This window comes from Microbulbifer mangrovi (assembly GCF_002009015.1).
GTDB lineage: Bacteria > Pseudomonadota > Gammaproteobacteria > Pseudomonadales > Cellvibrionaceae > Microbulbifer > Microbulbifer mangrovi.
The window spans coordinates 1-275 of the sequence record NZ_LZDE01000014.1 but is presented as its reverse complement, the minus strand read 5'-3'; the positions used below and the strand labels follow the sequence as shown (position 1 = coordinate 275).

The 275-nt window shown below is 60.4% G+C and carries 1 protein-coding gene; it reads right to left on the bottom strand.

From position 1 onward, the window contains the following. Nucleotides 1-275 (bottom strand): hypothetical protein (locus B4U49_RS00060; protein ID WP_143735407.1); only part of this gene is annotated, 275 nt, incomplete at both ends.

The following is a 275-nucleotide window of genomic DNA, read 5'->3' as shown; positions in this document are numbered from 1 at the left end:
GTAATTTTCGCCTTATCCTGCCAATCCGCGACCATGCGCCCGGCCGGGTCGTACTCCCAGCGCAGCTTGCGGTGCCCGTTGTCGGCCTCGACCATCTGCCCGGCTTTGTTGTAGCGGAAGCTGGTAACACTGTCCGGGGTAGTTTCCTGCAACAGACGACCAAAGGGATCACGCTCGAACAGGGTATCGATTCCCTGACCAGAAGCGGCATCGGTGACCGCCCGGCTGGCAACAAGATGGCCAGCATTGTTATAGGCGTAGCGGGTGATACGGCC